This window comes from Paenibacillus sp. FSL M7-0802 (assembly GCF_038004945.1).
Classification (GTDB): domain Bacteria; phylum Bacillota; class Bacilli; order Paenibacillales; family Paenibacillaceae; genus Paenibacillus; species Paenibacillus polymyxa_B.
Genome location: NZ_JBBOSD010000001.1, coordinates 5,188,744 through 5,213,285, shown reverse-complemented (window position 1 = coordinate 5,213,285; position 24,542 = coordinate 5,188,744). Strand labels below are relative to the sequence as shown.

24 protein-coding genes and 2 pseudogenes are annotated in these 24,542 nt (G+C 44.1%); 9 read left to right on the top strand and 17 right to left on the bottom strand.

The genetic code is table 11. The features are described 5' to 3' along the window. Positions 1-251: 251 nt before the first annotated feature. On the bottom strand, positions 252-2,864 hold the full coding sequence (gene adhE, locus MHB54_RS23735) for a bifunctional acetaldehyde-CoA/alcohol dehydrogenase (RefSeq protein WP_023989274.1): 2,613 nt from the start codon (positions 2,862-2,864) through the stop codon (positions 252-254). 258 nt (positions 2,865-3,122) lie between these two features. On the opposite strand from adhE, the gene MHB54_RS23730 reads away from it, so the two are divergent. Continuing rightward, positions 3,123-3,839, top strand: a complete 717-nt coding sequence (locus tag MHB54_RS23730) for a Crp/Fnr family transcriptional regulator (RefSeq protein ID WP_013310849.1) — start codon at positions 3,123-3,125, stop codon at positions 3,837-3,839. Between the two features lie 139 nt (positions 3,840-3,978). On the opposite strand, the pseudogene MHB54_RS23725 reads toward MHB54_RS23730, so the two are convergent. Beyond that, positions 3,979-4,745: pseudogene (locus MHB54_RS23725) on the bottom strand (DODA-type extradiol aromatic ring-opening family dioxygenase). A gap of 317 nt (positions 4,746-5,062) precedes the next feature. Between MHB54_RS23725 and MHB54_RS23720 the strand changes: the two are divergent. After that, positions 5,063-5,362: a hypothetical protein gene (locus MHB54_RS23720; RefSeq protein ID WP_235322287.1), complete on the top strand. Its 300-nt coding sequence runs from the start codon at positions 5,063-5,065 to the stop codon at positions 5,360-5,362. Positions 5,363-5,487: 125 nt separating this feature from the next. Here MHB54_RS23720 and MHB54_RS23715 read toward each other — a convergent pair whose 3' ends face one another. The 7 genes and pseudogenes from MHB54_RS23715 to MHB54_RS23685 form a co-directional block, all read right to left on the bottom strand. Continuing rightward, positions 5,488-5,832 carry a winged helix-turn-helix transcriptional regulator gene (locus MHB54_RS23715; protein ID WP_034095058.1) on the bottom strand — a complete coding sequence of 115 codons (345 nt, stop codon included), beginning with the start codon at positions 5,830-5,832 and terminating at the stop codon, positions 5,488-5,490. 246 nt (positions 5,833-6,078) lie between these two features. Next, positions 6,079-6,810 carry a ThuA domain-containing protein gene (locus MHB54_RS23710; RefSeq protein WP_023989276.1) on the bottom strand — a complete coding sequence of 244 codons (732 nt, stop codon included), beginning with the start codon at positions 6,808-6,810 and terminating at the stop codon, positions 6,079-6,081. A 20-nt stretch (positions 6,811-6,830) separates the two neighbouring features. Then, positions 6,831-7,799 (bottom strand): sugar phosphate isomerase/epimerase family protein, encoded by a 969-nt coding sequence (locus tag MHB54_RS23705; protein WP_013310854.1) that lies wholly within the window; start codon positions 7,797-7,799, stop codon positions 6,831-6,833. Positions 7,800-7,876: 77 nt separating this feature from the next. Then, a complete protein-coding gene (locus MHB54_RS23700; protein ID WP_013310855.1) occupies positions 7,877-8,959 on the bottom strand; it encodes a Gfo/Idh/MocA family protein in 1,083 nt (360 codons plus the stop codon). Then, positions 8,952-9,719 carry a sugar phosphate isomerase/epimerase family protein gene (locus MHB54_RS23695; RefSeq protein WP_023989277.1) on the bottom strand — a complete coding sequence of 256 codons (768 nt, stop codon included), beginning with the start codon at positions 9,717-9,719 and terminating at the stop codon, positions 8,952-8,954. The genes MHB54_RS23700 and MHB54_RS23695 overlap by 8 nt, the downstream gene beginning before the upstream one ends. An 18-nt stretch (positions 9,720-9,737) precedes the next feature. Beyond that, the gene (locus MHB54_RS23690; RefSeq protein ID WP_023989278.1) at positions 9,738-9,908 is read right to left on the bottom strand and encodes a hypothetical protein; all 171 of its coding nucleotides are present in this window, start codon (positions 9,906-9,908) and stop codon (positions 9,738-9,740) included. 2 nt (positions 9,909-9,910) lie between these two features. Beyond that, positions 9,911-10,204 (bottom strand): annotated as a pseudogene (locus MHB54_RS23685) (Gfo/Idh/MocA family protein); the annotation flags it as partial. Positions 10,205-10,370: 166 nt separating this feature from the next. Between MHB54_RS23685 and MHB54_RS23680 the strand changes: the two are divergent. Beyond that, positions 10,371-11,189 carry an AraC family transcriptional regulator gene (locus MHB54_RS23680; protein ID WP_023989280.1) on the top strand — a complete coding sequence of 273 codons (819 nt, stop codon included), beginning with the start codon at positions 10,371-10,373 and terminating at the stop codon, positions 11,187-11,189. A gap of 85 nt (positions 11,190-11,274) precedes the next feature. Here the strand turns inward: MHB54_RS23680 and MHB54_RS23675 are convergent, their stop codons facing one another. The 5 genes from MHB54_RS23675 to MHB54_RS23655 form a co-directional block, all read right to left on the bottom strand. Then, complete coding sequence (locus MHB54_RS23675) at positions 11,275-12,759, bottom strand: alpha-N-arabinofuranosidase (protein ID WP_264453619.1); 1,485 nt, start codon at positions 12,757-12,759, stop codon at positions 11,275-11,277. A gap of 320 nt (positions 12,760-13,079) precedes the next feature. Further along, positions 13,080-13,358, bottom strand: coding sequence for a hypothetical protein (locus tag MHB54_RS23670; protein WP_023989282.1), 279 nt, complete (start codon positions 13,356-13,358; stop codon positions 13,080-13,082). Between the two features lie 96 nt (positions 13,359-13,454). Beyond that, complete coding sequence (locus tag MHB54_RS23665; protein ID WP_023989283.1) at positions 13,455-13,775, bottom strand: hypothetical protein; 321 nt, start codon at positions 13,773-13,775, stop codon at positions 13,455-13,457. A gap of 72 nt (positions 13,776-13,847) precedes the next feature. Continuing rightward, complete coding sequence (locus MHB54_RS23660; RefSeq protein WP_028540579.1) at positions 13,848-14,792, bottom strand: Gfo/Idh/MocA family protein; 945 nt, start codon at positions 14,790-14,792, stop codon at positions 13,848-13,850. A gap of 162 nt (positions 14,793-14,954) precedes the next feature. Then, the gene (locus tag MHB54_RS23655) at positions 14,955-15,644 is read right to left on the bottom strand and encodes a TerC family protein (protein ID WP_023989285.1); all 690 of its coding nucleotides are present in this window, start codon (positions 15,642-15,644) and stop codon (positions 14,955-14,957) included. A gap of 351 nt (positions 15,645-15,995) precedes the next feature. Between MHB54_RS23655 and MHB54_RS23650 the strand changes: the two genes are divergently transcribed. Together MHB54_RS23650 and msrA are read left to right on the top strand one after the other, a co-directional pair. After that, the gene (locus MHB54_RS23650; protein WP_023989286.1) at positions 15,996-16,613 is read left to right on the top strand and encodes a TVP38/TMEM64 family protein; all 618 of its coding nucleotides are present in this window, start codon (positions 15,996-15,998) and stop codon (positions 16,611-16,613) included. A 179-nt stretch (positions 16,614-16,792) separates the two neighbouring features. Next, on the top strand, positions 16,793-17,764 hold the full coding sequence (gene msrA, locus MHB54_RS23645) for a peptide-methionine (S)-S-oxide reductase MsrA (RefSeq protein WP_023989287.1): 972 nt from the start codon (positions 16,793-16,795) through the stop codon (positions 17,762-17,764). A 105-nt stretch (positions 17,765-17,869) separates the two neighbouring features. Here the strand turns inward: msrA and MHB54_RS23640 are convergent, their stop codons facing one another. Continuing rightward, positions 17,870-18,673 carry a lipid II flippase Amj family protein gene (locus tag MHB54_RS23640; protein ID WP_028540576.1) on the bottom strand — a complete coding sequence of 268 codons (804 nt, stop codon included), beginning with the start codon at positions 18,671-18,673 and terminating at the stop codon, positions 17,870-17,872. A gap of 151 nt (positions 18,674-18,824) precedes the next feature. Here MHB54_RS23640 and MHB54_RS23635 point away from each other — a divergent pair, with 151 nt between their 5' ends. Next, positions 18,825-19,274, top strand: a complete 450-nt coding sequence (locus tag MHB54_RS23635; RefSeq protein WP_264453618.1) for a DUF2188 domain-containing protein — start codon at positions 18,825-18,827, stop codon at positions 19,272-19,274. A gap of 66 nt (positions 19,275-19,340) precedes the next feature. Here MHB54_RS23635 and MHB54_RS23630 read toward each other — a convergent pair whose 3' ends face one another. Together MHB54_RS23630 and MHB54_RS23625 are read right to left on the bottom strand one after the other, a co-directional pair. After that, positions 19,341-20,045, bottom strand: a complete 705-nt coding sequence (locus tag MHB54_RS23630; RefSeq protein ID WP_023989290.1) for a YitT family protein — start codon at positions 20,043-20,045, stop codon at positions 19,341-19,343. A gap of 463 nt (positions 20,046-20,508) precedes the next feature. Next, on the bottom strand, positions 20,509-21,399 hold the full coding sequence (locus MHB54_RS23625; RefSeq protein WP_076159477.1) for a DMT family transporter: 891 nt from the start codon (positions 21,397-21,399) through the stop codon (positions 20,509-20,511). Positions 21,400-21,706: 307 nt separating this feature from the next. Here MHB54_RS23625 and MHB54_RS23620 point away from each other — a divergent pair, with 307 nt between their 5' ends. From MHB54_RS23620 to MHB54_RS23610, 3 genes are all read left to right on the top strand, one after another. Beyond that, on the top strand, positions 21,707-22,108 hold the full coding sequence (locus MHB54_RS23620; protein ID WP_023989292.1) for a hypothetical protein: 402 nt from the start codon (positions 21,707-21,709) through the stop codon (positions 22,106-22,108). A 223-nt stretch (positions 22,109-22,331) separates the two neighbouring features. After that, the gene (locus MHB54_RS23615) at positions 22,332-23,795 is read left to right on the top strand and encodes a spore germination protein (protein ID WP_264453617.1); all 1,464 of its coding nucleotides are present in this window, start codon (positions 22,332-22,334) and stop codon (positions 23,793-23,795) included. Further along, the gene (locus MHB54_RS23610; protein WP_264453616.1) at positions 23,788-24,525 is read left to right on the top strand and encodes a GerAB/ArcD/ProY family transporter; all 738 of its coding nucleotides are present in this window, start codon (positions 23,788-23,790) and stop codon (positions 24,523-24,525) included. The genes MHB54_RS23615 and MHB54_RS23610 overlap by 8 nt, the downstream gene beginning before the upstream one ends. Positions 24,526-24,542 lie beyond the last annotated feature (17 nt).

Sequence of the window (24,542 nt, the reverse complement as noted above, 5' to 3'; positions counted from 1 at the left end):
TTCACCGATGCCTTACGCTCAGTGTCGGGACCTTTCTTACACCCTTATTGTAGAATAATGATAGAGTGTAGTATGTGATAAAAATCACAATATGAGTGATTTTTATCACTTTATTTTCCCTAGCTTCACGCCTATATCCTTAGCCTTGCCGTTCACCTCCCTTCCCAAACCAACAGGCCCTCTATATAGAGAGCCTGCATCGGTATTGAACGAGAAAATGCTTTTTCACAAGCCTCTTCGTACCTATTATATTATTGGTCAAAACGTCCGTAGAAGGCATTGCGATAGACATCAGCCAACTCAGTAACCAGCGGCAACTTCGGATTCGCAGTTGTACATTGATCTTCAAATGCGCGGTCAGCTAGATAGTCTACACGTGATTCGAAATCCTTCGCATCGAAACCGATTTGTTGGAACGATTCCTCGATACCGAGTGTTTTGTTCATCTTACGGATTGCTTCGATCAAGCTGTTAACCCCTTCTTCGGTGGTGCGTGCAGGCAGTCCCAGTATGCGCGCGATTTCTGCATAACGCTCATCCGCAACAAAGTGCGAATATTTAGGGAACGAAGCAAATTTTGTCGGTTTTTTCGCATTATAGCGAATAACGTGCGGCAGCAAAATGGCATTCGTGCGGCCATGCGCTGTATGGTATTGTCCACCCCATTTATGTGCAAGACTGTGGTTAATACCCAAGAATGCATTAGCAAACGCCATACCAGCAAGTGTGGAAGCATTATGCATTTTTTCACGAGCCAGCTTATCACCGATCAGAGCCGATTGTTCTAGGTATTGGAATACCAATTGAATGGCTTTAATTGCCAGACCATCTGTGTAATCATTAGCCATTACGGACACGTAAGCCTCGATAGCATGTGTCAGAACGTCCATACCTGTGTCCGCTACAGCTGTTTTAGGCAGCGAATATACAAACACTGGGTCAATAATTGCCACATCAGGAGTCAACTCATAGTCAGCCAGCGGGTACTTCGTGTTACCCAGGTTTTTGTCCGTAATTACTGCAAACGATGTAACTTCGGAACCTGTACCCGAGGTTGTAGGGATAGCTACAAATTGTGCTTTTTGGCCCAGACGTGGGTACTTGTAAATCCGTTTACGGATATCCATGAATTTTTGTTTTAAGTTATTGAAATCAGTATCTGGATATTCATAGAACATCCACATGCCTTTAGCCGCATCCATTGGCGAACCGCCGCCCAGTGCGATGATGCAATCCGGTTGGAAACGTCTCATCATTTCTGTACCACGTTCTACCGTAACTGTCGATGGATCTGGCTCTACTTCAGAGAACACTTCGATAGCTACCGGTGTTTGGCGTTGATGCAGATAATGAATAACACGATCCACATATCCCAGTTTTACCATCATAGGGTCCGTGATAATGGCTACACGTGTGATATCAGGCATTTTAGCAAGATACTGTGTCGAATTTTTTTCAAAATAGATTTTGGAAGGTACTTTGAACCATTGCATATTCACCGTCCGTTTCGCCACCCTTTTCACATTAATCAAATTGACTGCCGATACGTTCGACGAAGTCGAGTTACGACCGTACGAACCGCAACCGAGTGTCAACGAAGGAAGATTGGTGTTGTAAATGTCGCCAATCGCACCATGTGTGGAAGGTGCATTTACAATGATACGTCCTGTTTGCAGACGGTTTGCGAAGCGGGCGATAACGTCCTCATCGTTCGAATGAATAGCGGACGAGTGGCCCATGCCCCCGAATTCCACGACTTCAGCAGCGCGTTGAATACCTTGTTCCGCATTTTTTACTTTATAGCAAGCCAATACAGGACTCAATTTTTCCGCAGACAATGGGAATTTTGTTCCTACCCCTTCAATCTCAGCGACCAAAATTTTAGTTCCTGCTGGTACTGTGATACCACTCATTTCAGCAATTTTCACAGCAGACTGCCCGACGATTGCTGGGTTCACTGCACATTTCTCGACATTCATAGCTCCTTGAGTGAGCTTAGCTGCTTCTTCTTTATTTACAAAATAGCAGCCGTTAGCGATCATCAATTTTTTCACTTGTTCGAAGATTGGCTCTTCGATAATAACCGCTTGCTCGGAAGCACAAATCATACCGTTGTCAAAAGATTTAGAGAGGATAAGATCGTTCACGGCCTGCTTGATGTCTGCTGTTTTTTCAATAAAGCAAGGCACGTTACCTGGGCCTACACCCAGAGCAGGTTTACCGCAGCTATATGCCGCCTTAACCATGCCTGATCCACCAGTTGCCAGAATCAGAGCCACATCCGGGTGATTCATGAGTGAATTTGTCTTATCCATCGATGGAGCTTCAATCCATTGAATACAATCAGCTGGAGCACCATGTTTGACGGCTGCTTCGAGCAAGACGCGGGCTGCTTCCGCACTACACGATTGAGCAGATGGATGGAAACCGAAAATGATTGGGTTACGTGTTTTAATGGCAATCAACGCTTTGAACATCGTAGTCGAAGTCGGGTTTGTCACTGGAGTGATCCCCATGATAATGCCGACTGGCTCTGCTATCTTTTGAAAACTGTCAAAATCATTGTCTTCAATGACACCGACGGTTTTTTCATTTTTGATACTATGATAGACATATTCTGTTGCAAACATGTTTTTGGTGATTTTGTCCTCGTACACACCGCGTCCTGTTTCTTCAACAGCCAACTTCGCCAGGTACATGTGTTTATCCATCCCTGCGAGTGCCATAGCTTGTACGATTTCGTCAATCTGTTCCTGATTCATACTCATGAAAGCTTGCTGTGCCCGGTTCCCCCGGTCAATCAGCGTTTGAATATACTGCTCTGCGCTTTGCTCTTTTTGGATAACCTCGTTTTTAACAGCCATTTCCCTCATCCTCCTGTTATCTCGTGTACTATCTCTTGTTCACGCACTGATCGTAACACAGCTTTTCAAGATATATTGTGATTTTTTTCACAATCTATTTAAAATTTTATTTTATGAAGTGAATTAAATCACAAAGTTTGGAATTCTGCCACTTTTACCCCCTCTTCTTGCCCCAAAAACGCATTGCGCAGGTATATAATGAATTTGAATTGATCAAGTTGCAGATAAAAAACATAGGATACAAAGGGGAAATGGACGATGAGAAACCCTACAAATGTAATGGAAGCCCGCGGCAACACCTGTTGCTTCTCGGAGGCCAGCTTCAACCGGTTGCAAGTGATGATGAAAGATCGAGTTATGCCAGAAAGCTCGCATCTGTTCTGGGAAGGAGATACAGCGGATAAGCTGTTTTATATTAAGCGCGGACGCGTGAAAGTAACCAAAACAACGGATGAGGGTAAGGAACTTATTCTATATATGTATCAAAGCGGCGATCTTGTTGGTCAAGCCGATCCATTTTTCGGTACTAAGCATTCCTTTTCTGCTGAGGTTCTGGAAGACAGTGATATTGGCGTAATCGATCATACAGATCTGGAGCTACTTATTTGCCAGCATTGTGATTTTGCGATTGACTTTATGAAATGGATGGGTTCGCATCATCGCATTACTCAGACTAAGTTCCGCGATTTGATGATGTACGGCAAGCCTGGCGCTTTATGTTCAACACTCATCCGTCTATGCAATACCTATGGTGAGCCTCACGGCGAACATATCCTGATTCATAAAAAAATTACTCATACTGACTTATCAAATATGATCGGTGCGACTCGGGAAAGCGTAAACCGGATGCTTAGTGATCTACGTAAGAAAAATGCAGTTGAATATGATAATGGCATGATTGTTGTCAAGGATTTGGAAATGCTGCAAGGCGTATGTCATTGTGAATTGTGCCCTCGTGAGATTTGCCGCATATAATAAATCGTTTTTTACGTAAAAGGGAGTGTTATAAGCCATTATAGCTTATAACACTCCCTAATTTATTTCCACTCCTCTACTTATACAGAAGCAGTTGCGAAGCATTTTAACAATAGTCCTTCTTCTGGCAACACACTTTTTAAAACTGTAAGCATAGATAACTTAAATTCCCCATCTCATAGCTTCTATGGATGACCTTGGCTTTGTTTGCAGGATTACCACTCCCCATTGCAATAAACAACGGTACAAAGTGCTCTGCTCTTGGTACGGCCTGGCGAGCATACGGTGCTTCGCTTTCATAGTGATCCAAAGCCTCTATATCTCTACTTTGCACTTTTTCAATAATCCAATCATCAAAATCTATAGCCCAAGGTTCTGTTTTCGTTTCCCCCCATTTGACGATACGCAGATTATGAACAGTCACTCCACTGCCAATGACCAGAATATCTTGTTCTCCCAGTCCACGCAGCACTTCACCAATGGCATATTGTGCTTTGGGCGAAAGATATGGATTTACTGAGATCTGAACTACCGGAATGTCTGCCTCAGGATACATACGATGCAACAATGTCCAGGATCCATGATCCAGTCCCCTCACCCGGTCAGTTTGTACGTCAATGCCCTTTTGTTCATATAATTTTCCAGCTTATTGGCCAGTTCCACAGAACCATGTGCTGGATATTTCACCATGTACAGTTCCGGTGGGAAACCGCCAAAATCATAAATGGTATCGTACACGTCATCCATCGAACTGATCGTCAACGTTTGCGCTTCCCAATGAGCAGTAAAGATAACAACCGCTTTAGGGCGAATGCTTTTCCCCAGTTGCTCTAAAAATGAAGTATAGTCCGTCTGTTCAATAGCAAGCATCGGTGAGCCGTGGGCCAAAAATAAAGATGGCATCATATAAAGATCCCCTTATCATCAATAGTTTATTTTATTCATTAAGTAACTTTATGTAAGTAATAATACATAAGTAACAAAGTAATGTCAACACAGATTTCAACATACACTTAAAGATCAGAGATTCCATAAATAAAGATTGATATAGGTATAAGGTCATAGTAATATGTAACTAATAAATTTAAAATTTCACTATATTTCGATACAAAGGACTGGTTTCTATGGAGATACATACTTCTAATTGCCCAAAATGCGGTTCCGTTTTTCGTCAAAACCTTAGAAACCTGTGTAGTTCTTGTATTCAGGAAGAAAATATATTCTTGGACCGCTGTTCTAACTATCTATGGAAGCATCCTTCTACTCATACTCGCCAGCTCAGTGACGTAACCGGCACACCTATAGAATTGCTCACAGATTGGGTAAGAGCAGGCAAGTTTCCCTCCACATACAGTCAGCTTGATTATCCTTGTGAATCCTGCCGTTCCCCCATTTATGCAGGAAGACTATGCCATTCATGCTTGGGTACATTCCGTTCGGCCGCTCTGGATATTCAAACCCGTGTGCTCCGCCGTGCAACAGCAGGATTATTCTCAGTTGCAGGGAGCGTCAAAGGCTATTAAGCCGTGCTGCCTATGCACATCATTTCTGTAAAATGGATAAGTAGCCCTATACACAAAATAAAAAAACAGCCTTTTTCCTAGGAAAAGGCTGTTTTGCTATGAGAAACGCTTATTTAGTTTGGTGCTCATCTAATCCATTCCTCAGCCCAAAATTGAATCTGTTCCATAACCGGCTGAAGTGCACGGCCTTTGGTTGTTAGCTCGTATTCAATGCGGACAGGAGTTTCCGGATATACATGACGTGTAAGAATTCCTTCATTTTCCAAATCTTTCATCCGCTCTGATAACATTTTGTCACTCATTGTGGGAATCAGATTGGAAATATCCTTAAACCGCTTAGGACCGCTCATCATGGATTGAATAATTAATCCATTCCAACGCTTACCCAAACATGAAAAGGCGGTTTCAAAACGCGGACACATTTTTGTACATTGCGGTTGACTCTCCAAATTTTTCACCTTCTTTTGCATTTCGGTTTGATAAAGCTTTCCTTTTGTTAGTATATATCATTTTAGCATACTTTATCCCGAAAGAAAACACTTTCTTCTTAAATTAAATACCTGCGCTGATAAAGTTGCCATGACCAAAACTGATTATACAACAAACCAACACAACAGGTATATGTCTAAATCGTTAAATACAAAAAGGCGGAATCCCAAGAGGTTCCGCCTATCAATCTGTTCATTATACAGCTCATCAAAATGTGATGATTTTCATTATACCAACACTCCACCGAGAGGTCTTACAGGTTCACTTCTTCCATATATTGGTTTGTTAATATTTGTCGGAGAAGTCCAACGAATGCTGTTGGCGATAACTTTCAAAATATCAGGCTGGTAATAAGTCGGATAGGTCTCATGACCTGGGCGGAAATAGAATATCTTACCGCTACCTCGGCGGAAAGTACATCCGGTTCTAAATACTTCGCCGCCTTCAAAGTTACTAACAAATACCAATTCATCCGGCGCTGGAATATCAAAGAACTCGCCATACATCTCTTCCTGCTTCAACAAAATTTTGGCGTCTATGCCTTCTGCAATAGGATGTGACGGATTCACCGACCAAATAATCTCCTGTTCACCTGCCACCCTCCATTTCAGATCACAGCTAGTGCCCATTAGGGCTTTGAATGGCTTTGAAAAATGGCCCGAGTGCAGCACGATCAAGCCCATTCCTCCCTGCACTCGCTTTACAACACGCGCCGTAACTTCATCGCTCACCTGATCGTGGGCTTTATGCCCCCACCACAGCAGCACATCTGTGGAATTCAGGATCTCTTCTCCCAAACCATGCTCGGCATCATCACGAAGAGTAGCTGTTCGAATGGCAAATCCCTCTCCTGCCAGGCCGTCAGCCAACGCTTTGTGTATCCCGTCAGGATATATCTGTTTGGCTTCATCATTCAACTTTTCGTTCAAAAATTCATTCCAAATGGTGACGTTAATCATCAACATTTCCCCCTATTAGGTTAGACCCACCACATCTCGCTCAGCGGTTCTTCAATCAATACCTGGCGAAGATTGTGGACAGCCTTAGTAAAGCCTTCCTCCACGGACATCAGACCATCTTCATGCTCAATACTCACTACATAATCGTATCCCACCAGACGCAGAGCACTGATAATATCTGCCCAGGTTTTTACATCATGTCCATAACCCACAGTACGGAACTGCCAAGCGCGATCTAGCATTTTCGTATATTCCTGCATATCGGTAAGTCCATATTTATTTACATTGACCGGATCAATCGTCGTATCCTTGGCATGAAAATGGTGAATGGCTCCCTCTCGGCCCAAAATTTGAACCGCCTGCACTGGGTCAATTCCCTGCCACCACATGTGGCTCGGATCCAGATTAGCACCAATGACCTCTCCCGCAGCTTCACGCAAACGAAGCAAGGTCGCTGGTGTATGAACGGAGAAGCCTCCGTGTAGCTCCAGCCCAATTTTAACATGATGATCTGCTGCAAATTTTCCCGTCTCAGTCCAGTAAGGAATAATTTTATTCTCCCACTGCCACTTCAACACTTCCTGAAAATCATTAGGCCACGGAGCCACAGGCCAGTTTGGATATTTCGCATCCTCATGATCACCCGGACAGCCAGAGAAAGTGTTCACAACTGGAACTTCCAGCTTTTCTGCCAATCGAACGGTTTTAAGAAACGTTTCATGATCAGCTTGGGCCAAATGCTTTTGCGGATGAAGAGGATTGCCGTGACAGCTAAGCGCACTAATCGTTAGTCCGCGGGACTCTACTGCCTTTTTAAAATTTTTGAGCGCTGTATCATTCTCCAGCAACTCATCCGGCTTACAATGCTTATCTCCTGGGTTGCCGCCTGTACCGATTTCTACAGCATCCAATCCTTGAGAAGCCACATAATCCAGTGCCTCCTCCAGCGAACGTCCGCCAAACAACACCATAAATACTCCAAGTTTCAAAAGAAATCCCTCCCTGTATCATATGTGAAAAAAGCTGCTTTCATTATAATGATGGTCTATTCGGGATAATTACGTGCTTAGTCAAAATAGACAGCTTTCCCGGTACGGGCCGATTCATAGATAGCTTCCAAAATTTCAGTAACAACCAGTGCCTGTTCCGGCTTCACAAGAGGTTCTTTGTCGTCCAGAATAGATTCGATCCACAGACGGGCTTCGCGGTCTGCTTCATTTTCCGTTTCTCCAGAGTAAAAGGCAACACCGCCTGCATCCAGATCTATTTTCGTATCAAACAAGCGGCTGTTCTTTTCCCCGTTAATGCGCAATCCATCCTGCATATCGGCTCCGCCTTCGGTTCCGCATAACAGCGTCTTCGCTTCGCCAAACTCTACGACGTTCAATGCCCAGCTGGATTCCAGTACAATCGTAGCTCCATTTTGCATCGTAATAAAACCAAAAGCTGAGTCCTCTACCTTAAATTCCTCAGGATTCCAAGGCCCAAAGGCATTTGCCGCATCTTTACGATCCCCTAGCTTATGGAAGGTTGAACCTAGTACACTTTTAGGCTTGTAATTATCCATCAGCCAGAGTGTCAGGTCGAGTGCATGCGTGCCAATATCAATAAGAGGACCACCGCCCTGCTTCTCTTCATCCAAGAATACTCCCCAAGTCGGAACCGCGCGACGACGTAGAGCAATGGCTTTGCCCAGATAAATGTCTCCAAGCTCTCCTTGCTCAACCAATTGCTTCAGATACAAACTGTCATCACGATATCGGTTTTGATACGCAATAGACAGCTTCTTACCTGTGCGGTTGGCTGCATCGAGCATCTCCCGTGCTTGCTCAGCAGTTTTAGCCATCGGTTTTTCACACAGCACATGCTTACCTGCCTCAAGCGCCGCTACGGTAATTTCTGAGTGCGAGTCATTGGGTGTACACACATGTACGACTTCAATGTCTTTATTTTCTAGCAACTGACGGTAATCACTATAAACTTGCGACCCTTCAACTCCAAACTTTTCTGCTGCCTCTTCAGCGCGCTCCTGAATGATGTCACAGAATGCAACGATTTCTGCACGCTTCTGCTTGGCAAGACTCGGCAAATGTTTGCCGTTGGCAATGCCTCCACAACCAATAATCCCGATTTTGAGTGTTTTAGACATGAATATTTCCTCCCTGAGCTGCGTATTGTTGGAGCCATTTAATGCTGGTTTCAATGCTTTCGATTGGAGGGTTTGAGCAGAAATCCTGTTCCACGACGACCCAATCCACACCTGCCTGAATAGCGGCGTCTGTAATGGCCTGAAGCTGCACTTCGCCTTTGCCAAGCTCTACAGTCACTGCTTTTTGTTGCTCGTCACGTGCCATATCCTTTAAGTGAATGATAGGCAGGCGTCCATTATAACGTCCGATGTATTCCACTGGATCATAGCCCCCATAGTATACCCAACAAGTATCCATTTCGACCTGTAACAAATCATCGGAAACCGCATCATATAAAGCATCGAATACAGGGCGATCATTGATTTTTTCTGTCAATTCAAAATCATGATTATGATAAGCCAGTATCAAGCCCTGTTCTTTCACTTTTTCACCAATACGATTCAAATTAGCAAAAATTTCATCCCACTGTCGCTGTTCTTCGGTTAAATAAGGAACGATTAGGTACTTATTGCCCAATTCTTTGTGGTATGCAATCTCCTCATCCAAATGATCCAGCAAACGAGAATATTGTATATGAGTTCCGACAACTTCCAGATTTAGCTCATCCAAAAGCGCTCTGACATCCTTGGCATTGCGTCCGAAAAAGGTATGAAATTCTACCCCTTTATAGCCAAACTCAGCTACCTTGCGCAATGTACCTTCAAAATCCTGTTCAAGCTCTTCCCTTACTGTGTACAATTGCAATCCTACTTTAGCCATTACCCTTCACCTCTTTAATTAGGATGAATTTTCCATTATATCTGTTCCATAATACAAATCCTCGTCCGGCTTGAACGTGCTTTCCAGCGTAATGTGATTGCCTTCCAATGATGAGCGCTGAAAAGCATGCATGGCTTCTAACACATGGTAGGCCAGCTCAGCATTAGCACGATGGTCCGTGAATTTCAATGCGCCAAAGGCTTTTCACTGTACACATGCTTGCCTGCCTCTAGTATCGCCACATCTGTCAGTGCATGGCTGCCAGGCACGGTCAGATTAAATACAAGCTCAATCTCAGGCTGACGAAGCAATTCATCCACCTTGTATACGTTTTCAATGTTGAATTCATCGGCCCTCTCCTTGGCCCTCTCATCTAGTAAATCAGCGACGGCCACTACTTCAATAAGTGGGCTCTTTTGGAGATTTTCAAGATATACCGAGCTAATAGTACCGCATCCGATAATCCCGGCCTTCATTCGTTCCACGTCGTCACACTCCTTGGCCTCCAACATGTACTTTCTCATCTAACATGTAAGCTTTACAGTTCACATAGTATTCTATTTCTGTTTCGTTTAAAATGAATAATATGATTAAAACATGAACAATCTGGTCAATATTTGAAACAGCCATATGTCCAAAGGAGTCATCATCATGTCTATCGTCGAGCCTTGTCAGGTTCTTACCGCAGGCTATTCCTTCCATCGAAAGCCCTTTTATTCGAACCAGCCTGATGGGATTAAAAATTATTTATTCCGTTTGCAAACAGATGGACGCTGCCAGGCCCGCATTAACGGGGAAATGACACGGATTGAGGCGGGTGATCTACTGCTATTCAATCCTACCGAGCCTTATGAACTGGATATTCATAGTGAGTTGAATCCCATGGGAGATCTGGTCGTGGAAAGTGGAGATTATCACATTTTTTTCGGTGGTTCCTGGGTAGATGAGTGGTGGAACCATCATAAACGACCCAACAGAATTAAGGTTCAGCTCACAGAAGCCCTGCTTGGCCTATTTCGTCAGCTTGTGATGGAGCAACGACGTATTTCTAATCCTTACCCGGAAATATCAAGTTATTACATGCGCATTTTATGTTTGGAGTTTGACCGTATGCTATCCGATCATCCTATCGCTACTCATCATAACTATCTTGCTTATCAGATTAAAAATTATATTGAAGAAAATGCATCCTCTAACTTCAAGCTGGATGACGTGTCTTCACACGTAGGTATCAGCGTATCCCGAGCAGTACATCTGTTTAAGGAAACATTCGATACGAGCATTATGCAGTACACGCTGGACATCAGGCTTAACATGGCGAGAGAACGAATCATTTTCAGTCCCATGTCACTGGAACAAGCCGCCGAATCGTCAGGATTTGCAAATTACACGTATTTTCATCGCGTATTTCGTTCCCGCTTCGGTATGTCGCCCAAAGAATTCAGGGTGATTCACCGCGAGCAATTGTAGGTAAAAGAGAGCGTTCACCTGAACGCTCTCTTTGTTCATAACCAATAATAATGAAATTGTGCTTACATACCACAACCCAGCTTTTTTACGGAGCAATTGTCAGCATCACTACCGACATTGGTGGCAGTGTAACATCCAAATGCTGACCTTGCAGCTGATAGGATGTGAAAGCTTCCTTTTTCACACGCTCTGGCTGATCAAACTTATTATGTGCCTGCATATCGTCGCTGGCAAGAACAACACCGCTGATCTTTTTAACCTCTTCCAGTCCTCTTAGCTCCAAATTCAAGTTTGCCGACTCGCCCGGATGGATGTTGCAAAAGCTAATATGAATATTGTCATCCTGCGCCTTGGAGGCGGACACGCTTACTTGTGGGATGGAATCCCCATCATATTCATAATCGCCCACCTTTACATGAACAGCCAGTGCTTGTGCATCCTGATGCACCTTAAACATTTCAAATATATGGTATGTCGGCGTCAACAGCATAGCAGGGCCTTCGGTCAGAATCATTGCCTGTAAAACATTGACCATTTGAGCGATATTCGTCATCTGTACTCGGTCATGGTGATTATGGAAAATGTGTAGGTGCAGCCCAGCTACCAGCGCATCGCGCATCGTGTTTTGCTGATACAGGAAGCCCGGATTGGTCCCCGGCTCAGTCAGGAACCAGGTTCCCCATTCATCGACGATCAGTCCGACCCTTTTGTCAGGATCATATTGGTCCATAATGGCTGAATGACGAGTAATCAATTCATCCATATGCAATGATTTTTTCATCGTCTCGAACCATTCCGCTTCATCAAAGCCGAGTGCTTGCCGTTTCCCTTCCCAGTTTCCCGGGATCGTATAGTTATGCAGGCTCAAACCGTCCATAAGATGCCCAGCTTCACGCATCAACACTTCGGTCCAACGATAATCATCCACATTCGCCCCCCCTGCAATCCGATAAATGCGGTTCTCGCCATAGTTACGGACATATGTCTGATAGCGGCGATACAGGTCGGCATAATATTCTGGGCGCATGTTACCGCCACAACCCCAGTTTTCGTTACCCACTCCAAAATATTTGAGCTTCCATGGTTTCTCACGACCGTTTTCCTGACGCCATGCAGCCATAGGGGACTCTCCATCGAAGGTCATGTACTCTACCCACTCCGACATTTCCTGAACTGTACCACTGCCGACATTTCCACAAATATAAGGCTCTGCATCTAACAGTTCGCACAATTGAAAAAACTCATGTGTGCCAAAATGATTATTTTCAACCACACCGCCCCAATGCGTATTTACCATTCTCTTACGGTTTTCTTTTGGTCCGATACCATCTTTCCAATGATATTCATCGGCAAAACAGCCTCCCGGCCAGCGCAATACAGGAATGTTCAGCTTTTTCAGGGCTTCCACTACATCATTTCGAATTCCGTTTGTGTTTGGAATCGGTGAGTCCTCTCCAACCCATATGCCTTCATAAATGCAACGTCCAAGATGCTCAGCAAATTGTCCATAAATATTTTTATTAATAATGCCTTGTTTCCAATCGGTATTAACAACAATAGAACCCTTCACAACAAACCCTCCCCAAAATATTAAGATTGTTGGAACACCCTTACGAATGTTTGCGCTTTCATTTTTGGTCTAAATATCACTCATATTACCGATCTTCTTCCGATCTTAATTTTTACGCAACATCTCATCTAGAAAACATTAATATAAATATTAATAATTAAATAAAAACATTTCACGTGTTTAATATATTTTATTGCCTACTTTTTGTCAATCGTTAAGAAAAGGTCCAATCAAACCAAAAAGCCTGCCATTAGGGCAGACCAAGGTATGACTACTTTAACCCGTAATCCAGGTTCAGCCGAGCCTGAGCATTGTATCTTTTAGGCTGTTCCTATCCAGCGTGAACCATGGTAACTGGGACAATTTTGAGCTGCCGCCAAAGCACGTACACGAACAATACTTCCGCTGATGCCACATGTATGCCCGGACATTAACTCTTCACATTGTGAGCAGGCCAACAGTCTGGCTTCGTACACTTCATCGTTTACACATTCCATTTTGGGTCTCATGTTGGTTAGAATTCTGGTAATTTGCTCTTCCGATATCGAGATATCTCTTTCACAGCCTTTACAGGTACTTGGCATAGGTATATCTTCCATCGTAAGCTTACCCTCCCCATCAACAATGTCTTAAGTAAATACAGTGAGTCCATGATGCCATAAATGATAACAGTATATTGTTTATTCTGGCTAGCCCTATTTCCGTTCCGACGAAAGGCTGGCAGCCGCCTCAGATACGACCATCGCCAAGTCCTCATTTCCGAACATGGACAGTACCCCTAATACCGTATCCAGCGGAATATCACCCGCTTCTTCACGCGATACAGTCAACTTGCGTACTCGTAGCAGACGCTCGTTACTATCCTGATGCGGATACGCTACACGATATAATTCCTCTGGCTCCAACCCGTGATTGATACACCATTGCGCAAATACAAGGATCATCATATCTTCTTCTTGCTTATAATTTTCAATGATGGCTTCTTCTAGCTGTTTACCACGGTTATCTTCTTCCATTCATTCATTTCTCCTTCAACCTAATTCTTGATGTCTGTCTGGACTGTTAAGATCACGTTCGGACGTTCCATATTAAACACTCAAACGGCTGATCAGTTCGTCAGCCAGCATATGGCTTTCCAATACTTTTCCAGCCCGTACAGCACACTCCTCCGGACGATGAATATGCTCCAGAAAATGATTCACGACTCCGGTGAATCCCCGTCTTTCCAAAATCGTATCCCAGCTTCCAAATGTTTGCGTTAGTGGTGAATGATTTTTTTGCATAAAAACAGCCTGTTCCATATTTATTACTTCAACAGACCGTCCTGCCCCGTGAAGCTCCAGCTTCTCTATGTCAGCCCCTGCCCGTCTACTCATACTGTAGCTTCCGGTAGCATTCCCCAAACGTACGGTCCCGAACGCAGCATCCATATATCCATCACTCGTCGTATTCATACTACTATGCAGCAGCTCATAATCATCGCCACCCAACCACAAAAGCAAATCAAGCATGTGAATTAAATCATCATAAACCGTCTGTGCCGCCGGTCTTCGATCATATCCAGTACGGTGTTTAATGGCCGCACATTGACTGAATCCACCTGCTTCCTCTAACCATGCTTTAGCAGCTACATAATGCGGGGCAAAACGTCGATTAAAGCCTACCGCCAGCAGCACGGCCTGCGCTTCCGCAAAAGCGGTCATTTCCAGATTCTGACGAACATCATAGGACAACGGTTTATCCACATACACAGCAATCCCTTTTTCAATACACGCCATAACTAGATCAAAATGAGCTTCGGTCGCGGCATGTATAAATACAGCTTCCGGTTCCCATGCTAGCATCTCCTTCACATCAGTCGTTCCTCTTGGCAATCTATATTGCTCCATAATGGAACTCACCGGCTCCTGTGAACGGTTCATGACACCTACAATGTCTACACCTTGGTGTGCTGCCAGTAACGGTAAGTATACTTTTCGAGCAATACCACCCAGTCCTGCAATAGCTACCCTTGTCTTCGTTTGCTTGTCCATTTCGCTCCCACCTTTAATCACTCATTATCTGTTGTCTAGTTTACATGGAAGTCTGCTGACAAGCAAAGAAAAGAGACTGCTCCGGGTCCAGTTGGACCTAACAGAACAGCCTCTACGGCATGAATGTTCAGCTTCAGCTAAGTTTACTTAATGTAAGTTAGCTTAGGCGTGCTGCGCTTGCTTTCTTGTTTTTTCACTTTTAATTTTTTTAACACGCATCCCAATGGCTACAACCAGAACCACAACCAGAACCTCAAAGCCGTATTTAATGACCCCGTTCATAAACCAGTGTGCAATCAGCGGTTCCGCCACCACCATTTTGGCGGCAGTGTAAGCCAGTACAGCAGCACCAATCGTAATAACTACTGGGTAACGTTCAGTCAGCTTCAAGATAATCGTACTTCCCCACACCATGATTGGAACGGAGATTGCCAGACCCAGTATAACAAGCAGCATGTTTCCATGAGCTGCTCCCGCAACAGCAAGTACATTGTCGAGGCCCATCATCGTATCCGCGATAATAATCGTGCGGATCGCTGCCCACATTTGATTCGTAGCTGAAATTTCATGTTTTTTCTCTTCGACCAGCAGCTTATAGGCAATATAGATAAGTGCGAGTCCCCCAATCAAACGCAATCCATAAATTTGCAATAAATACGTGACCAGCACTGTAGCAATCACACGAATGATGACCGCTCCGACCGTCCCCCAAATAATGACCTTCTTTTGATTGGCCTTATCAACATTGCGAGCCGCCAAACCGATTACGATGGCATTGTCACCAGCTAGCACCAGATCAATGATAATGATGGATACTAATGCGGTTAAAAACTCAATTGACAAAAAATCCATACGTTTCTCCCACCTTTTTTATTTATTTGTTATACTGTACATAGTTCAGCGCTTTATACTAAAAAAGCGCCATTTCACGGAATCCGGAAACGGCGCTTGACCCAAATTTGGCATCAAAAAAAGACCATTTACCCGGATTCCTAAAATCCTGGCAAAGGTCTCGCTTACAACATTACGTTGCCAATAAAGCCGGGGATTAAAAATCCCGTAATGACGACTTTACTCGTTGAGCTACTCCCCTTTGGGAACTATTCTATTAGTGGCAGTATAGCACACATTATTGGGAATGTGAACCCTATTTTTTTCTGTATAAGCGATAAGCCGAACAGGGATATTGAAAGAGGTATGTAAATGAAAAAATGGCTACTCGTCGCGGCTTATGTTTCGCTGCTTTGCATCGCGTTTATCTACAGATATGATTGGCTCGCCTGGGCGGACAAGCAAACCTCCTTTCCAGTTCTGCTACTGCTCGCATTTTTATTCGCGTTAATACCGTTTGTGCCGTACAAGCTGATTATCGCTTCTATTGCTTATGCCGCAGGCCCCTGGCAAGGTGCTCTGATCTGCTGGCTGGGCACTACCTTGGCTGCGCTGGTCGTTTATAGTGCCGTACGTACCCTGTTCCGTGACAAAGGACGTGCCTATTTGGAGCGGGTTCCCGCATTGGAGCGCTTCAATCGGGTCATGGAGAGGGAGCCTTTTGCTGCTGTGCTGCTGGCTCGCCTGATTCCGGTCATCCCCCAGGCAGCGGTAAATGTATACGCTGGAGTAGCAGGGTTTCCGTTCTGGAGCTTTATCCTAGGTACAGCTATTGGCAAGCTTCCCGCAATTGCGGTGTATGCTTATGCAGGCGGCACCTTTGCAGAACATCCAATCACCGGTTTGCTCATTTTGGTGCTATATACTGCACTGGTGGGCGGCGGCTTTATACTCTACCGAAAAAGGCTTCAACGCGCCAATAGAATATAATGCGATAGTTTGCCACCGTCTCTGTAGGATGTTTCGTTGCGATTTTTGAGGACAGAGCCAGTTACACTGCTGTTTGGTTTCTGACGTTTCGTTGGATTTTGCAAAAATCTCGTATATAATTTAATTGTAAGCTATTTAAATAACAACTAATTAAACATTCTCAGATTGGAGTGAAAAATATGAGCACCAACAATCCACACACAGTAGAAAAAGCAACTTTTGCAGGTGGCTGCTTCTGGTGCATGGTTTCCCCTTTTGAGGAATTACCCGGTATTTTGAAGGTTAGATCTGGATACACAGGGGGACATACCGAAAATCCTACCTATGAAGAGGTGTGTTCTGAAACAACGGGGCATGTGGAAGCCGTACAGATTACATTTGACCCACAAGTTTTCCCGTATGAAAAACTGTTGGAGCTATTCTGGCAGCAGATTGATCCGACGGATGAAGGTGGACAGTTCCACGATAGGGGTTCATCCTACCAAACGGCTATTTTCTATCATAATGAAGAGCAACGAATCAAGGCAGAAGCGTCTAAAGAAGCTTTGGCTCAAAGTGGCCGCTTCGACAAGCCCATTGCTACACCGATCCTGCCTGCGGCCACTTTTTATGAAGCAGAAGAATATCATCAGGACTATCATAAGAAGAACCCCGCTCATTACAAGCGCTACCGCAAAGGTTCGGGACGTGAAGATTTTATCGAGCAAAATTGGTCCGGCAAGGTTGATAAATCCGATCTTAAAGATCGGCTGACGCCTATTCAATACGAAGTAACACAAAAAAACGCGACCGAGCGCCCTTTTCAAAATGAGTTTTGGGATCATGAAGGTGAAGGCATTTACGTGGATATCGTATCAGGAGAGCCTTTGTTCAGTTCATTGGACAAATTTGACGCAGGTTGCGGTTGGCCCAGCTTTACCCGTCCATTGCGCAGCTACAATGTCAAAGAAAAAACTGATCTCAGCCATTTTATGATCCGTACCGAGGTGCGAAGTCGTGAAGCTGACTCCCATTTAGGGCACGTATTCGATGATGGTCCTGGTCCAGATGGTTTGCGTTATTGCATAAATTCCGCCGCGCTCCGCTTTGTGCCTCAAGAAGACTTGGAACGTGAAGGATACGGAGCATATAAGTCATTATTTGAACAGTAAATAGCCATGGAATCATTGGGGCTGACCCGCGATCTATCTTTAATAGATGATCACGGGCCAGCCTTTTTTGGGATGTGGCAGCACATCATTACGTAAGCTAGCCATTTAACTCATTACCCATCCAAGCCAAATGGCTAGCGGTACTAGCAATAGCTGGGCTAATAAAGTACCTGCCAAGCGCGAGATGATCATCCAGCCGTACATGCTGTTCATCCGAGTTAAGGGTAGCTCCCCTCGTAGCGTTTTCTCCGACAGAACCGCCAATCTTGGATCAATTAACAAGGTTAATAATACCGTTGCGACGCCATTGATTAGACCTGACGACATTGACATTGCTGTACCTTGAGCAGGCCACAGGAATGATGCATATAAAGCAGATACTACTCCTGTTGTATAAATCGCAGTGACAGCTATATTCAGAATAATTAGACGCTTGGGTATCGCTCCACTAATCAGTGAAGTAAGCATTGACCAGGTGGGGCGCTTTATGTAGTAGCCTGCATGTTTCCAGCGACTTCGCAGCATTAAATGACGCACCAAAGCCGGAATAGATCCGGTATGCTCCAAATGCACAATCCATCTGGCTGACATGCGTACCACTGTTGGATACAGTAATATAGCAAGCATGGTTCCAACGGTTGCTGCCAGCAGTACCCCATGCATATATAGTTCCAGTCTAATATCCGTTCCGCCCACTTGTGTTGCAGCTTTAGCCTGATCGACCATCCCTCCAAGTAAAGGCCCCTGCGCCATGTTAGAGGTGCGTGAAACCAACAGCAGCATCCCCGCAACGGTTAACGCCAATCCAATCCGACTCGCTCGCAAACCACCAAGTCGAAGAGCATAGGACAAGCTATCTGTAGTATGAATGATGATAGTCAGCAAAAAAACAAAACCCCAGGCAAGCAAATGCTTCACTCCTTTTTCTGGTATTCTGCACACCATTATACGCTTTTTCTCAAGATACATTTTACAATATATTCATTTCTTTGATTTCCGTTTGTTTAAGCCGACAACGGGTAATACATAATACATCATCTGTTATAAGGAGTGTGCAACTATGCCTTGGAACAAACATGATTACCCTCCATCCATGAAAAACCTGGAGCCTCGTGTGCGAGAAAAAGCCGTCGATATTGCTAACGCCCTACTCCGTGACGGCTATGAAGAAGGGCGCTCGATTGCGATTGCCACTTCCCAAGCCGAGGAATGGAACGATAATCATCCAGCCGAGCAAGATGAGAAACCGACAAAACATGAAAAACAGCATTCAAGCGAAAATCTGCACAACCATCATTCCACTTCTTCCGATGCAAAGGAACCCATTCATGTGGTGCCGCACGAGGATCGCTGGGCAATCAAAGAAGAGGGACACAACCAGCCCATTTCAACCTTTAAACACAAAAATGAGGCGATTGACGAAGCTCAAAGTTTTGTAGAACACCAACAGATTTCTGCAATTATTCATGACCGGAATGGACGCATTCATTCAACTTTAAAGCCTTCCTGATAGAAGCTGAATACAGCGAAAGGGTGTTACGTAAGAAGATTTCTCTCCTGACGTAACACCCTTTCCTTATTGACGAAGGCTGTGGACGACCGGCACTGTTTTGGCAACCACCTTTTTAGCGGGAATAGCCGCTGGCAGTACCTTTTTCACAGGTCGGTGCAGTTGGAACGTGGTCGTCCATGTAATTATTTTTCCGGCAAGCCACACAGCCAGTATTGTAAACATTGTTTCCTTCATAGGCAGATACAACAATGATAATCCCAGTACGATGATGTCACTGACAATAAACACGTTGCCGATTTTCCACCCGCGCCACTCACTGATCAGCAGAGATAAGATATCATCGCCCCCGGTTGCTCCACCGAATCGCAGTACGATTCCGGCTCCCAAACCTGTAAGCACCCCACAAAGTAGAGCAGCTATCAGCAGATTTCCATGTAGATCTATAACCAGAGTCGAATACTTCTCAAATCCTGCATAAAACAGTGAAAAAGCGATGGCTCCGATTAACGCAAGCAGCATAAATCTTCTGCCCTTCAGTACCCATGCCAGCAATATGACGGGAATATCAAGCAGCAACATACTCCATGCTGGAGATATGCCAAACGCGTAATGTCCCAGCAGGGCCAAGCCTGCAAATCCGCCTTCTGACAAATGATTTTGAGCATTAATGTGATAATACGTAAAAGCTAAAATGCATGTTCCGAGCAACATGACAGCAATCTGTCTCAGTGCTCCATTGTTCACGATAGATTCGTAAGTTTTCCTCATACAGGCTCCCTCGGTTTCTCGTAAGTTTAGATGTGGATGAACCCACTCTTACGGAAGCTACCGGGTAAGATGTGCCTGGAGGACTTGGTCCTTCGCATGTACAATCCCCTCTTCCGCAGAGTTGGCTTTCGCAACTTGACGTTACTCCGCGGAAAAGCTAAGTATAAGACAGATCAAATCGTTTCCAAATCGTCCTTTGGGGAAGTATCCTTCGGGGACACATGGTATCCTGATCCTTTCTTTTGTGGAATAAAACTCCGACATTTCTGTGGTACATATAATTCTATAATTTATTATACCACACCTTGTCACCTGCTAAACAGCTTGCTTTTTTGCTGCACCATATTTTATTTTATGTGTGAGCATGCTTTATTGTATGTGCGAATTAACGCATTATACCGTAGGTTTGGCGAATGCACATTTAATATAATAACCAAAGCGTATTTTATTTCTGTTTAGATTATTATCCACTTAATTTGGCGGTTCTACGCTGGTTGGCCATAAACACGCCTCCAAGTATAAGGACCAGCCCGGTCAGAACGTTCCAGCCGATATGTTCATTCAAGAGCAAAAAGCCCCATACGATGGCACTTACTGGTACAAAATACGTCACCGAAGAAGCAAATTCCGCACTCCCCCGCAAAATCATGTAGTTGAACAAAATATATGCTACTCCTGATCCCAAAACTCCCAGTCCTATAAGAGAACCCAATACACCTGGGTCAGAAACAATCGACAAATCAGGTCTCTCCACAATTGCCATCATAATGCCACCCCCTACCGCAGCACCAAACAGTGTCGAAAAAGTAGCCTGATACATGGAAAGATTGGAGAGAAAACGTTTGGAGAGCTGTGTTCCAAATCCGTAGCAGAGAGTCGCAAGCAGCATACATCCAAAACCCACAGGATCAACAGAAATAATAGATGCAGGATTAATACCCAATAAAATAATGATTCCTACAAAAGCGAGACCCATTCCTAACCACTGCATTCGATGAAAAATAGCCCCGAAAAAAACAAGCCCCACCAACATGGTCCATATTGGCGTGGTGGCATTCAATACAGAAGCCATGCTGCTAGCTATTCTGGTCTCGCTAAAACCGATCAATGTCCATGGCAAAACCATGTTGACCAAAGCTACCAGAATAACCGATTTCCACGGAATGCTTTTGATTTCAAACGGCCTGCGCATAAGTAGCATTAATAAGACGATAAAAATAAATCCAAAGCTGGATCTGAGAAATACAATCGTCCACGGCCCTACTTGATGTAGCAACAACACCTTGATAAACATAAACGAACCGCCCCAAATGAGGCTCAACAATAATAAAGCTGCATATAACGAACGTGACAATATGTATACCTTCTTTCTCTACTTTCTTAAGTTAAATAGTAAAGGCTGACCGCAGCCAGAACGATCTCCCCTTTTATGTAAGTTTTTATCCAATAGCTTAACATAAACTCTGTTTGACTGTCATTGGCGATAAACGCATGAATTCTTTACACAAAGGCACATAGGATATCGCTCCCTACCACTTTTCCATTAATTGATGATTGCTTTAGTAATGGAAAAATTCCTATGATGGGGGAGGTATAAACAGAACGTATGTTCTATATACTGATTATATATTGTATTCTTACTCGGAGTAAAGGAGATTTTTATGCCAAACCAAAAGACACTAAACCACAAGAATAAAGCTCCTTTGCCTTCTGAAGAAGACGCAGGGCTGATCAAGATCTGTGTACTTCTAACTCTTGTGCTGGATGTGCTGGAACGAGACATTCGTATTATAAATACCTCTCCTCTAAAAATGCCCGATTTGTATGTTCGTAGCCTGACTGGAGTACAACAGCGCGTAGCTGTTCAATTAGCAGAGACAAAGGCGCGAATGAAAACACTAGGGGTTAAAATTTACAGCGAAATCCGAAATCATGAAGGCATAGAGGTTTTGTATGTATGCCGCGGCTATCAAAGGCGTTTTTTCATGCTTTCATCCTTTGCCCGCAGCGAGGTCCGACGGAAACTGGGACATTATCTGGGAATTGACCCCACCCAAGATTAAGCCCCCTTGTAATCTCGTCTCTGGTTCTTGCACGATTAATTTTCATTCCCTGCAAAATAACCAACCCACCTCCCATTTATCAACCTAAATTAAATTCTAGTATAAAACTATTGCGTTACGTGAAGTGAAGGTGATTCGAGAATGGATAAGTCACCATATCATGGATAAACTCAATCCATTTGACACACATTATGCCTATCTCATCCAAAAAGGAGGTGCTCTCTTGGCTGGACATGACGCAGCTTCCGTTGAATTAAGTAGGAATGTTTCCTTTATTGAGCAAGCCCTTTTTTATACGGATGATTTAAAAAAGCAGGCGATTTCCGTTGACGGCAAAGACGGTATGCTGCTCTATATTGATTCGCTCGTAGATCAGGAGATGATTCAAACTCATATCCTGAGTGCCTTATATGAGAAAACCGATGCAGTCTCTCATCAAATGTTCACCACCTTAAGCAGTCAAAAAGACACCGACCTTCAAAATGCTGCTGATTCGCTTATCCAGGGATATTGCATTTTTATGATAAATGGAGCGGAAGGATTTTTTATCCTTTCTTCCGAAAAAACGTATGCTCGCAGTACGGACGAACCAGAAAACGAAGGGATTATTCACGGACCGCACAATGGATTCATTGAGCAGTTATCCATCAATCTGAATCTGATTCGCAAACAAATTGTCACACCGTCACTGGTTGTACGCTACTTTTATGTGGGATCTAAAACCCGGACTAAAATCGCTATTGTCTATGTTCAAGACTTGGCTAATCCTGAGCTAGTGGAAGCAGTGAAAACGAGAATTAAAGCGATCTCCTCCGATATGGTGCTCCCCCCCGGTTTTATTCAAGAGTTTATTGAGGACAACCCTTTTTCCCTCTTCCCTCAACAGCTCAGCACGGAACGACCGGATCGTGTGACCGCCAATCTAATGGAGGGACGCATAGCGATTTTGGCTGAAGGTAGCCCAACTGCTCTAATAGCTCCCGTCTCTTTTTTTGCATTTTACCAAAGCCCAGATGATTATCACGGCCGTTGGATTATTAGTTCATTTCTAAGAACGATTCGAATGATGAGCTTTTTGATCGCTTTTACGCTACCTGCCATTTACATTGCGACGATTGCTTTTCATCCAGCTATTTTGCCATTAGAACTGGCGCATACCATCAAAAAATCACTGGAAAACGTTCCATTCCCAGCGATTGTGGAGGCTATGCTGCTTGAATTGATCTTTGAGGTGCTACGAGAAGCCGGGGTTCGTCTACCCAGTCGGGTTGGTCAAACTATTGGAATCGTTGGCGGTCTCGTCATCGGAGATGCTATCGTTCGGGCTGGTCTCGTGTCGTATACGATGATCATCGTCGTCTCGTTAACAGCCATTTCTTCTTTTTTAGTGCCTTCTCATGAAATGAGCTCAGCGGTTCGTATCCTTCGTTTTCCGATGATGATTGCTGCAGCCTTGTTTGGATACATTGGCATTGCTTTCGGTTTACTTTTTCTTACCATCCACCTTTGCAAGCTGGAGACCTTTGGTACGCCCTACTTTGCTCCTCTTGCACCATTCCGGCTCGGTGATATGAAAGATGTTTTTATCCGCTTTCCGATTTGGACATTCCATCAGCGACCATATGATTCCCAAGCCCAAAAATTGAAGCAGCAGAACGACTCTAGGAGCTGGAAAAGACGTGAATAAAGAAAGTACCATTGCATCGGGTCAACTGTTTTTTCTCATCATTAAGTTTGAGATTGGCGTAGATATTTTGTCACTTCCCTATCAGATGCACCTTTCAGCTAAAGGAGGGGGTTGGATATCTGTCATTATTGGTGGCCTTTTGATTCAACTCATTATTTTGATGTGCTGGCTCCTGCTAAGACGTTTTCCCTCCTCTTCGATTTATCAAATATTAACCCAGATTACTGGTTCCTGGATTGGAAAAGGATTGACTGTGGCTTACATTGCTTACTATCTGCTCATGGGTACCTCGGTTCTTGTGAACGCTTATGACGTCATTAACCGCTGGATGCTGCAATATACTCCCCGTTGGGCTATACTTGCCCTGTTTTTGTTCAGTAGCATATATCTGGTTCGCGAAAATTTAAGAACGATTGCCCGAGTACTTGTTTTAATTTCATTTCTGATTTTTCCCATGATGCTGTTAATTAGCTATGGTATAAAGCAGTCCAACCCGCTTTATCTGCTACCTCTGACTGAGGCGGGATGGCCCCGTATTATTGTCGGTTCAAAAGAAACGCTCCTAGCGATGTTTGGTTTTGAGTTCATTCTTGTCGTCTTTCCCATGGTTGAGGGCAAAAGTACAAGCAAGCTCAAGTCAATTCTGGCAGCTAACGCGATCGTGGTACTATTGTATTGTTTTACCGTATTTACCTGTAAACCGTATTCAGCCCCCAACAGCTTGAATTAATGCCGGAGCCAGTCATT

Bases quoted from the DNA above. Each gene is read 5' to 3' on its own strand.
- adhE (WP_023989274.1), bottom strand. From the start codon at position 2,864: ATGGCTGTTAAAAACGAGGTTATCCAAAAAGAGCAAAGCGCAGAGCAG.
- MHB54_RS23730 (WP_013310849.1), top strand. From the start codon at position 3,123: ATGAGAAACCCTACAAATGTAATGGAAGCCCGCGGCAACACCTGTTGC.
- MHB54_RS23715 (WP_034095058.1), bottom strand. From the start codon at position 5,832: ATGCAAAAGAAGGTGAAAAATTTGGAGAGTCAACCGCAATGTACAAAA.
- MHB54_RS23710 (WP_023989276.1), bottom strand. From the start codon at position 6,810: ATGATTAACGTCACCATTTGGAATGAATTTTTGAACGAAAAGTTGAAT.
- MHB54_RS23700 (WP_013310855.1), bottom strand. From the start codon at position 8,959: ATGTCTAAAACACTCAAAATCGGGATTATTGGTTGTGGAGGCATTGCC.
- MHB54_RS23695 (WP_023989277.1), bottom strand. From the start codon at position 9,719: ATGGCTAAAGTAGGATTGCAATTGTACACAGTAAGGGAAGAGCTTGAA.
- MHB54_RS23680 (WP_023989280.1), top strand. From the start codon at position 10,371: ATGTCTATCGTCGAGCCTTGTCAGGTTCTTACCGCAGGCTATTCCTTC.
- MHB54_RS23670 (WP_023989282.1), bottom strand. From the start codon at position 13,358: ATGGAAGATATACCTATGCCAAGTACCTGTAAAGGCTGTGAAAGAGAT.
- MHB54_RS23665 (WP_023989283.1), bottom strand. From the start codon at position 13,775: ATGGAAGAAGATAACCGTGGTAAACAGCTAGAAGAAGCCATCATTGAA.
- MHB54_RS23660 (WP_028540579.1), bottom strand. From the start codon at position 14,792: ATGGACAAGCAAACGAAGACAAGGGTAGCTATTGCAGGACTGGGTGGT.
- MHB54_RS23655 (WP_023989285.1), bottom strand. From the start codon at position 15,644: ATGGATTTTTTGTCAATTGAGTTTTTAACCGCATTAGTATCCATCATT.
- MHB54_RS23650 (WP_023989286.1), top strand. From the start codon at position 15,996: ATGAAAAAATGGCTACTCGTCGCGGCTTATGTTTCGCTGCTTTGCATC.
- msrA (WP_023989287.1), top strand. From the start codon at position 16,793: ATGAGCACCAACAATCCACACACAGTAGAAAAAGCAACTTTTGCAGGT.
- MHB54_RS23635 (WP_264453618.1), top strand. From the start codon at position 18,825: ATGCCTTGGAACAAACATGATTACCCTCCATCCATGAAAAACCTGGAG.
- MHB54_RS23630 (WP_023989290.1), bottom strand. From the start codon at position 20,045: ATGAGGAAAACTTACGAATCTATCGTGAACAATGGAGCACTGAGACAG.
- MHB54_RS23620 (WP_023989292.1), top strand. From the start codon at position 21,707: ATGCCAAACCAAAAGACACTAAACCACAAGAATAAAGCTCCTTTGCCT.